The following is a 7,223-nucleotide window of genomic DNA, read 5'->3' as shown; positions in this document are numbered from 1 at the left end:
GCGACAGGGTGGCCGCGACCTCGGTGACGATCGCGAGCGCCAGGTACACCCAGCTCACGACCCGTTCACCCCGGCGCGGGCGTGCGCGGCCTGGGAGCCCAGCTCGACGCAGAGCACACCGCCGATGACCAGCGCGATGCCCAGTCCCATCGTCGCGGTCAGCGGGTCGCCGAACAGGGCCGACGCGAGCACGGCGGTCAGCGCGACCCCCGACGCGGCCCAGATGCCGTAGGCGACGCCGAGACCGAGGCCTGCGCGCAGCACGAACGTGAGCGCGCCGAACGCGCCCGCGTACCCGACCGCCACCACGGCGTACCAGGCCGCGTGGTCGAGGGCGGCCCGCAGCGCCAGGGTGCCGCTGACCTCCAGCAGGATCGCCGACACCAGGAGCAGCCACTTCCTCACGGGGTCACCAGCCCGTCCACGACGGCCAGCAGGGCGGCCCGGTCGCGGTCCGGCACGGGCAGGACGCCCGTGGCGGCGGCCATCCAGTACCCGTCGGCCAGCAGGCGCGCGCCGTTCAGCCTGCCCCGCTCGGCTTCGGGCAGGTCCTCCGGCAGGGTCACCCAGGGTTCGAAGCGGCTGCTCCAGACCTGGCCGAGGGTGTCCTGGTAGAACGCCTCGGCGCAGATGGCGAAGTCGGCGCGGTCCAGCTCGCCGGTCACCGCGACCTCGACGTAGGCGCGGATGCGCTGCCGCGGCGTGGCGTCCGCCCTCGGCAGGCCCAGCGCGTGCTGGAGCATCCGCTCCCACCGGTCGGCCACGTGGTGGACCACGGCGACCATCAGCGCTTCCTTGGTCGGGAAGTGGTACATCAGCCCCGGCTTGGTCAGCCCCACCTGCTTCGCCGCCGCGTCCAGGGTGAGGTTCCCGCCGCCCTCGGCGCGCAGCAGGTCGAGAGCACCGTCCAGGATCCGTTGTCGCGCGTTCACCGGCCCAACTTTACCATCCGGAAGGTAAAGTACCGAGGTGCGTGCGCAGCGTGCGGTGGGCGAACGCGTAGCCGTCCGGCACCTCCCGCAGCACGCCCGACGCCACGAACGCGTCCAGGTCGGCGGGCAGGAGACCCGCGCGGGTCACGGTCTTCACCGCGACGCGGTGGCTCCACCAGCCGTGCAGGGACACGGCGAACGCCGCGAGCCACGCGCCCGCCGTCGCGGCGAGCATCAGGTGGTGCACCAGCGGCGCGAACAGCCGGTCGAACGGCAGCACGGCGAACGAGAGCGCCACCGCGGGCGCGAGGCCGAGCACCCCCGCGACCAGCCGGACGGCGAGGGTCCAGCGCGCCGCGGTGGGGCGCGGCCGGGCGGCGGTCCGGTTCGGCAGGCTCAGCACACCGACCGCGAGACCGGCGGCCACGCCCGGCAGCAGACCGAGCGCGAGACCGGCGGCACCGCCGAACATGCCGACCGACGCGCCGAGGACCAGGCCCGTCAGCGCGCACGTGGTCAGGGCCGTGAGGCCCGCGCGCCAGTCCAGCGTCCACCGCGTGGCCACGAAGTCGCCGAGGTCGAGCCGGGACGCGCGGCGGTCGGTGGCGTTGCGGGCGGTGTGGACCTGCGCCGTGGCCGAGCCCGCCAGGACGACGGCGCACAGCGCCGCGAAGCCGAGGTCCGTGGCACGGGCGGTGAACGCGACGAGCCCGGCCGACGCGACCAGCGCCAGCGCGGCGCAGACCCACGCGGCGGGGGAACGGACGGGCCGCAGACCGGCGCGCCGCACCCACGCGAGGCTCAGCGACTCGACGGTGAACACGTCCCGGTCGCCCCGCTCCATCAGCCCGGCCAGCCCGCGCAGCGCCTCGGCCCCCGGCGCGAGGCCCACCTCCCACAGCCGGTCGAGCCCACCGGCCTTCAGCAGCTCGACCTCGGTGCCGGTGACGGGCCGGTCGCGGTAGCCGTCCACGGCCAGGGTCAGCGCCAGCGGCGTGGCCAGCAGCCCCACCAGCTCCTCGTCGCGCAGGCACGCCTCCCGCAGCGCGGTCAGACCGGCGGCGGCGAGGTGGGTGTCGACGGTCTCGGCGCTCAGCGGCGGGATCTCCACCACCGCGCCCAGCCCGCCGGGGTCCTCGCGGGCGCAGACGACGATGCCGGTGGCGAGCCGCCTCGTGAGCAGGGTCAGCGCCTCGACGCAGCGGCGGCGGTCGTCGGCGTGGCGGATCTCGTCGAGCCCGTCGAGCAGCAGCAAGACCGGGCTCGTCCTCCGGCGCAGCCACTCCGCCACCCGCCGCGCGGGCACCTCGTACAGCCGGGCCACGTCGGTGGCCAGCCAGTCGACGGCGGTGTCCACGGCGTGGTCGACCTGTTCCAGCTTCGCCACGGACAGGCGCTGCGCGCGTTCCAGGGCCTCGGTGTCCCACTGGTCGGCGGGCACGACGTCCTGCGCGCTCGCCCAGCGCAGGCCGCTGAGCCGGTGCGGCTCGACCTGCCAGCTCCCCGCGGACAGCGACAGCACGATCGGGACCGGCCCCCCTGGGTCGTCGAGCAGGTCCGCGGCGAGGCGGTGCAGCGCCGTGGTCTTCCCCGCGCCGGGCTCCCCCACCAGCACGAGCCCGCGCCCGGCCGCCAGCAGCTCGACGAGGTCGACCTTCGGCCCGCCCAGCTCATCCCGGTACCCCGCCGGATCGGGCAGGGCCGCTCGCGCCGTCCGACGCAGGTCGTCCAGGTGGCGATCGGTCACACCCGAGAATCCCACACGTTTCCGGCGGCGGTGGCCGCCACCGGGTGACGGCCTCTCACCTATGATCCGACCTGCGATGACTCTCACCGATCGGCTTCCGGCCACCCCCGACCCCGACCTGCTCTTCGACACGTTCGCCTCCTGGGCGGCGGAACGGGGGCTCCAGCTCTACCCGGCGCAGCAGGAGGCGCTGATCGAGCTGGTCTCCGGCTCGAACGTCATCCTCAGCACCCCCACGGGGTCCGGGAAGAGCCTGGTCGCGATCGGCGCGCACTTCGCCGCGCTCGCGGAGGGCAAGCGCACCTTCTACACCGCGCCGATCAAGGCGCTGGTGTCGGAGAAGTTCTTCGCGCTGTGCGACACGTTCGGCCCGGAGAACGTCGGGATGCTGACCGGTGACGCGAGCGTCAACGACACCGCGCCGATCATCTGCTGCACGGCCGAGATCCTGGCGAACATCGCCCTGCGCGACGGCGCGGAGGCCGAGGTCGGCCAGGTCGTCATGGACGAGTTCCACTTCTACTCCGAGCCCGAGCGCGGCTGGGCGTGGCAGGTGCCGCTGATCGAGCTGCCCAAGGCGCAGTTCCTGCTGATGTCCGCGACGCTCGGCGACGTCTCGTTCTTCGAGAAGGACCTGAGCAGGCGCACCGAGCGGGCCACGGCGGTCGTGCGGTCGGCCGACCGGCCCGTGCCGCTGAACTTCCAGTACGTGACGACGCCGCTGCACGAGACGATCGAGGAGCTGCTGCACGGCCGGGAGGCGCCGATCTACGTCGTGCACTTCACCCAGGCGTCCGCGCTGGAGCGCGCGCAGGCGCTGATGAGCGTGAACGTGTCGACGCGCGCCGAGAAGGACGCGATCGCCGCGATGATCGGCGGCTTCCGGTTCACCTCGGGCTTCGGCAAGACGCTGTCGCGGATCGTGCGGCACGGCATCGGCGTGCACCACGCGGGGATGCTGCCGAAGTACCGCAGGCTCGTGGAGCAGCTCGCGCAGGCCGGTCTGCTGAAGGTCATCTGCGGCACGGACACCCTCGGCGTCGGCATCAACGTCCCGATCCGCACGGTGCTGTTCACCGCGCTGAGCAAGTACGACGGCACGCGCACCCGCATCCTCAAGGCCCGCGAGTTCCACCAGATCGCGGGCCGCGCGGGCCGGGCGGGCTACGACGTGGTGGGGACCGTGGTCGTGCAGGCGCCCGACCACGAGGTGGAGAACGCGAAGCGGGTCGCGAAGGCCGGTGACGACCCGAAGAAGCTCAAGCGGGTCGTGCGCACGAAGGCCCCGGAGGGCTTCGTGTCGTGGAGCGACAAGACGTTCGACCGGCTGGTCGCGGCCGAGCCCGAGCAGCTGACGTCGACGTTCGCCGTCAGCCACGCCATGATCCTCAACGTGATCAACCGCCCCGGCGACGCCTTCGCCGGGATGCGGCACCTCCTGGAGGACAACCACGAGTCGCGCAAGGCGCAGCTCAGGCACATCCTGCGCGCGCTCTCCATCTTCCGCGGGCTGCTCCAGTCCGGCGTGGTGGAGAAGCTGGACGAGCCGGACGCCGAGGGCCGCCGCTACCGGCTGACGGTCGACCTCCAGGAGAACTTCGCGCTGAACCAGGCGCTGTCGCCGTTCGCGCTGGCCGCCATCGAGCTGCTGAACCGCGACGAGCCGAGCTACCCGCTCGACGCGCTGTCCATCATCGAGTCCACGTTGGACGACCCGCGCCAGATCCTGTCCGCGCAGCAGTTCAAGGCGCGCGGCGAGGCCGTGGCGGCGATGAAGGCCGACGGCATCGAGTACGACCAGCGGATGGAGCTGCTGGACCAGGTCACGTACCCGAAGCCGCTGGAGGAGCTGCTGGAGGGCGCGTTCACCACCTACCGCGGCGGCCACCCGTGGGTCGCCGACCACCACCTGTCGCCGAAGTCCGTGGTCCGCGACATGTACGAGCGGGCCATGACGTTCACCGAGTACGTCAGCTTCTACCAGCTGGCGCGCTCGGAGGGCATCGTGCTGCGGTACCTGGCCGACGCCTACAAGGCGCTGCGCCACACCGTGCCCGAGGAGGCCAAGACCGAGGAGCTGAACGACCTCATCGAGTGGCTGGGCGAACTCGTCCGCCAGGTCGACTCCAGCCTCCTGGAGGAGTGGGAGAAGCTCACCAACCCGCTCGACGACGCGAAGCCCGAGGTCAGGGTCGACGACCGGCCGCCTGCCGTCACGCGCAACGTCCGCGCGTTCCGGGTGCTGGTGCGCAACGCGCTGTTCCGCCGCGTGGAGCTGGCCGCGCGCCGCAACTACTACGAGCTGGGCCTGCTCGACGGCGAGTCCGGCTGGGACCAGGACGCGTGGGAGGACGCGATCGAGCCGTACTTCGAGGCGTTCGACTCGATCGGCACCGGGTCCGACGCGCGCGGGCCCGCACTGCTGATCATCACCGAGGAACCGGGGCGCTGGGACGTGCGTCAGATCTTCGACGACCCCGCGGGCGACCACGACTGGGGCATTTCGGCGGAGGTGGACCTGGAGGAGTCCGACGAGACCGGGACCGCCTCCATCCGCATCACCGAGGTGGGCGCGCTGTAACGTTTCGCCCCTCCCGTCTGACACGTCGTACGTGGCACGTCCGACTGGAGCAACCGCACCCGTCTCCGCCGCCGCACCGTTCCACGGGGGAGGTGGCGCTCGGCCGATCGGGTGATCACCGGCGCACCGCGGCGCCTGCCCCGCTGGGGTGTGGACACGGGGCTGAGCGGCACCGACGGCGTCGAGACCGAGGTCGACCGGCCGCGCCGACCGGGGCCGCGGCACGGGGACCGCCGCGCCGCGAGGAGGGGCCCCACCGGCCGGCGACGGCGAGTGAGCGCCGCCACGGGTCCGTTCGAGCGCATCCCGGTTCCGCGGGGTGCACTTCCGTGCGCGCACGAATACGCAGAGGCACTAGACCACTGCTGGGACGGCCTTGGACATGACGGGTCCGGCCTGCTCCGGATTATTCGAGGTCCACACCTGTGAAATGGTTGCCGGATTGCCGGTGACACAGCTCACTGGATCGAAGGAATGGTTGAGAATAGAACTTCCCGGTACCATTCCTTCTACGTGTTGACCTGTGAAAACGCGGACCAATTGAGACCTTGTTGACCGTTTCGCCAGCCTGGAGCAATATCTCCGGGTACACGACACGCGCATTGGGGGTGACGATGAACGCCGACCTGGAAGCACTGGGTGACCGCCTCGCCCGGATAGCCGCAAAACCACCTACGACAACGGGCGAACTGGTGGCGGCGCTGGAGGGTTTGGCGAAGTTGTCGAACCAGTGGTCCGACGTGCTCGAGTCGTTGCAGGACCCCACGCGCCGCCTCGTCGGTCCGGCCGCCGCGTCGTCGGTGATCGTCGCCGCCCGCCGCGCCGAGGAGTCGTTCGTCGAGCTGGAGATCACGCTCGGGGACGCGCTGGCCGCCCACCCGAGGGTCGCCGACCACCGGGCCCGCCGCATCGCGGGCTGAGGACCACCGGCGAACCGATCGGTCCGTCCGCGCGTGGACCGAGGTGGGGGTGCCCTTGCTCCCGACCCCTCGACGGGCGACGATGACCTACTGATGGTCTAATCCCCCGTCGCCGTGGAGATCGGCCGTTCACAGCATTGGACTCGATCGGACATGACCGCAGGCCTGCCCTGTCCCCTCTGCGAGGGGCCCGAGCGCCGAGGCGCTCTCGAACGGACGTTGCGCGTGCTCGCGGTCGACGACGAACCGCCCGCGCTCGAAGACCTGGTGTACCTCCTGCGTTCGGACCCGCGCATCGCGCACGTCGAGGGCGTCACCGACGCGACGACGGCGCTGCGCGGGCTGCACCGCGCGATGGACGCCGGACAACCCGTGGACGCGGTGTTCCTGGACATCCGGATGCCGGGCCTGGACGGGCTCGACCTGGCGCGGGTGCTGTCGCGGTTCGCGCAGCCGCCGCCCATCGTGTTCGTCACCGCCCACCAGGAACCGGCCGTCGAGGCGTTCGAGCTGAAGGCGCTGGACTACCTGCTCAAGCCGGTGCGCGCGGAGCGGCTGGCGGAGTCGGTTCACCGGATCGTGCACGAGGTGCTGGACGTGAAGTCCGTCGCCGAACCGCAGCCGCAGCCGCCCCCGCCGCCGCAGCCCGAGGTGGGCGAGGAGGTGATCCCGGTCGAGCTGGGCGGGATCACCCGGTTCATCCGGCTCGCCGACATCCGCTACGTCGAGGCGCACGGCGACTACGCGCGCCTGCACACGGCCACCGGCAGCGGTCTGGTCAGGGCCGCGCTGAACGGGCTGGAGGAGCGCTGGCGGTCGGCCGGGTTCGTGCGGATCCACCGCAGCCACCTGGTGTCGCTGGGCCACGTCGACGAGCTGCGGCTGGAGGAGGGGCACCTGAGCGTCAACATCGGCGGCGCGGTGCTGCCGGTGAGCCGCAGGCACGCCAGGCACCTGCGGCAGCTCCTGGTGCGGCGCGCGCGACCGGTCGTGCAGAACCCGGCCGCGGACGACAACCCGCGCAACCGGCAGGGCACGTGACG

General features: G+C 72.2%; 6 protein-coding genes. 3 read left to right on the top strand and 3 right to left on the bottom strand.

Annotation, left to right across the window (positions count from 1 at the left end):
- Positions 1-54: 54 nt before the first annotated feature.
- From AC156L_RS07375 to AC156L_RS07365, 3 genes are read right to left on the bottom strand one after another with little or no spacing between them, the layout of a single operon-like run.
- A complete protein-coding gene (locus AC156L_RS07375) occupies positions 55-405 on the bottom strand; it encodes a DMT family transporter (protein ID WP_330882217.1) in 351 nt (116 codons plus the stop codon).
- Entirely contained in the window at positions 402-932 is a 531-nt protein-coding gene (locus tag AC156L_RS07370; protein WP_330882215.1) for a TetR/AcrR family transcriptional regulator, read from the bottom strand. Before AC156L_RS07370 ends, AC156L_RS07375 begins: the two co-directional genes overlap by 4 nt.
- Positions 933-942: 10 nt before the next feature.
- Positions 943-2,679: an NACHT domain-containing protein gene (locus tag AC156L_RS07365; RefSeq protein ID WP_330882214.1), complete on the bottom strand. Its 1,737-nt coding sequence runs from the start codon at positions 2,677-2,679 to the stop codon at positions 943-945.
- A 76-nt stretch (positions 2,680-2,755) separates the two neighbouring features.
- On the opposite strand from AC156L_RS07365, the gene AC156L_RS07360 reads away from it, so the two are divergent.
- The 3 genes from AC156L_RS07360 (at position 2,756) to AC156L_RS07350 (ending at position 7,221) form a co-directional block, all read left to right on the top strand.
- The gene (locus AC156L_RS07360) at positions 2,756-5,260 is read left to right on the top strand and encodes a DEAD/DEAH box helicase (RefSeq protein ID WP_330882212.1); all 2,505 of its coding nucleotides are present in this window, start codon (positions 2,756-2,758) and stop codon (positions 5,258-5,260) included.
- Positions 5,261-5,874: 614 nt separating this feature from the next.
- Complete coding sequence (locus AC156L_RS07355) at positions 5,875-6,180, top strand: hypothetical protein (protein WP_330882210.1); 306 nt, start codon at positions 5,875-5,877, stop codon at positions 6,178-6,180.
- 153 nt (positions 6,181-6,333) lie between these two features.
- The gene (locus AC156L_RS07350; protein WP_330882207.1) at positions 6,334-7,221 is read left to right on the top strand and encodes a LytR/AlgR family response regulator transcription factor; all 888 of its coding nucleotides are present in this window, start codon (positions 6,334-6,336) and stop codon (positions 7,219-7,221) included.
- The last annotated feature ends 2 nt before the right edge of the window (positions 7,222-7,223 follow it).

It is taken from the genome of Umezawaea sp., from assembly GCF_057122925.1.
Note: the sequence above shows the minus strand (reverse complement) of the source record. Positions and strands in the feature narration are given on the sequence as shown.

Bases quoted from the DNA above. Each gene is read 5' to 3' on its own strand.
- AC156L_RS07360 (WP_330882212.1), top strand. From the start codon at position 2,756: ATGACTCTCACCGATCGGCTTCCGGCCACCCCCGACCCCGACCTGCTC.
- AC156L_RS07355 (WP_330882210.1), top strand. From the start codon at position 5,875: ATGAACGCCGACCTGGAAGCACTGGGTGACCGCCTCGCCCGGATAGCC.
- AC156L_RS07350 (WP_330882207.1), top strand. From the start codon at position 6,334: ATGACCGCAGGCCTGCCCTGTCCCCTCTGCGAGGGGCCCGAGCGCCGA.